Genomic DNA, 1,520 nt, shown 5'->3' with positions numbered 1-1,520 from the left:
ACTTTAGCCGTATAAACTGTAGTTTCCGGGGAGAAAACCGTAGTAAGTGCCCCGGCGCTCAGGCTTACATTACTCAAAGTAGCGACATTACTCAGTGGTGTAGTAACTGTTGCCGGATTACCGGTGCTGGTCGTGGTTAAATAGGATAGATAACCATTACTAATATTTATCTCCATAATCATGACCTGATAAGTTGTTCCGGGCATTAAACCAATAACTTCTACACCATTATTACCTACCAGATAATAAATGAGATACCAGCCTGTTGTACCGATCTGATCGCCCTTACCAAAGGTTTCATCGTCTTCAAAAAATACATTATCTGGTACAGGTGTGGTGCCATCGCCTGTACTTAGGCGCATAAATACAGCTCTCATCATTCCGTTCCCATTTGTACAGTTCACTCTCGTTGTATTTGCTGTGGTATTGGTAAAAGTAACATTAGTGGCCTGAATCGTTGGCGGCGCTAAAAGCCTGAGCACTTTTATGGTGTAGGTTTTTACCGTACCATCCTGAGCCGTAACTTCGATCGCAATACGATTAGCCTTAGCATCCACATTATTTACTTCCAGATTATCAATCACTTGCGAAGGATTTCCGTTGGTCACCGCTACCCCATTTACTTTTACCGTTGCATGACTATCGGTCGTAACTGGCGTTACTGTTACGCTACTGACTTTGTTAGGCACTTTCACAGTATAATCTGTAGTTTCTGAAGAGAAAACCGGATCCAAAGCTCCTGAACTAATACCCAAATTGCTTAAAGTAGCGACATTACTTAATGTAGTGACTGTTGCCGGATTAGCGGTGCTGGTTGTGGTTAAAAAGAAAGGATTACTTGGGGAACCGTTAAACTCCATCACCATTGCCTGATAGGTCTTTACTGGACTCAAACCATTAATCGTTAACGCATTACCTTCACTAGTCTTAACAATGGCATACCAGCCTGTTGTACCAATCTGATCACCCTTACCAAAGGTTTGATTGTCTTTAAAATAAGTATTATCCGGTACAGGATTACTCGAAGTTGCACCTTCACGCATAAATACAATTCTTCCTTCTCCATCTCCATTGGTCCAGTTCAACATAGTGCTCGTCGCTGTCGTCTTGGTAAAAGTAAGATTAGTAGCCTGAACAATAGGCTGAGTCAAAGCAAGTCTGGTTACATTTACCGTATATGTTTTCTGAGTACCATCCTGAGCGGTTACTGCTACGGTAATGTTATTATCTCCAACTTTTAGAGCAATCGCTTGCGAAGGCCTTCCACTTGCCAACGCAATATCATTTACTTTAATGGTCGCCTTATCACTACTCATTACGGGCGATACCGTTATGTCGCTAGTCTTGTAAGGCACCGTGGCTTTGTAACTCATCGTAGCTGAGTTAAAAACTGGATTCAGAGTTCCGTCGCTAATACTCAAATTACTTAAAGTAGCTACATTGTCAGGTGTCGTCAATGTGGCAGAATTACCGGAGTTGACTGTTCTTAAATAATATGTATGACCACTAGCTCCATAAAA

1 protein-coding gene is annotated in these 1,520 nt (G+C 41.8%); it reads right to left on the bottom strand.

Going from position 1 to position 1,520, the window contains the following annotated elements:
• The coding region (locus tag JO950_RS21820; protein WP_202704529.1) for a cadherin-like beta sandwich domain-containing protein at positions 1-1,520 on the bottom strand (1,520 nt) is incomplete at both ends.

The sequence above is a fragment of the Flavobacterium sp. UGB4466 genome (assembly GCF_903469665.1).
GTDB lineage: Bacteria > Bacteroidota > Bacteroidia > Flavobacteriales > Flavobacteriaceae > Flavobacterium > Flavobacterium lipolyticum.
The sequence above is the reverse complement of the archived record's forward strand: the minus strand, read 5'-3'. Positions and strand labels throughout refer to the sequence as shown.